This is a genomic window from Pseudonocardia oceanicola, from assembly GCF_047200735.1.
In the GTDB taxonomy this organism is placed as follows: Bacteria; Actinomycetota; Actinomycetes; order Mycobacteriales; family Pseudonocardiaceae; genus Pseudonocardia.
Genome location: NZ_JBJZON010000118.1, coordinates 1 through 283 on the forward strand (window position 1 = coordinate 1; position 283 = coordinate 283).

A 283-nucleotide genomic window follows, 5' to 3' on the forward strand; every position below is an offset into this window, starting at 1 on the left:
GGACAAGGTGTTCCCGACGGAGTTCTATGAGGCGCTCGCGACAGGTGGCTGGTTGGGGATCACCACGCCGGAGGAGTTCGGCGGGCACGGCTTCGGTATCACCGAGGCGTCGCTCCTGATCGAGGAGGTCGCGAAGTCCGGTGGCGGGATGAACGCCGCGTCGGCGATCCACTTGTCGATCTTCGGGATGCATCCGGTGATCAAGCACGGGTCCGAGGAGTTGAAGAGGCGCACGCTGCCGCGGATCGTGGACGGCTCGTTGCACGTGTGTTTCGGGGTGACC

The 283-nt window shown here is 65.0% G+C and carries 1 protein-coding gene; it reads left to right on the top strand.

What is annotated here, in order from left to right:
* The coding region (locus ACL02T_RS35075) for an acyl-CoA dehydrogenase family protein (protein ID WP_412835116.1) at positions 1-283 on the top strand (283 nt) is incomplete at both ends.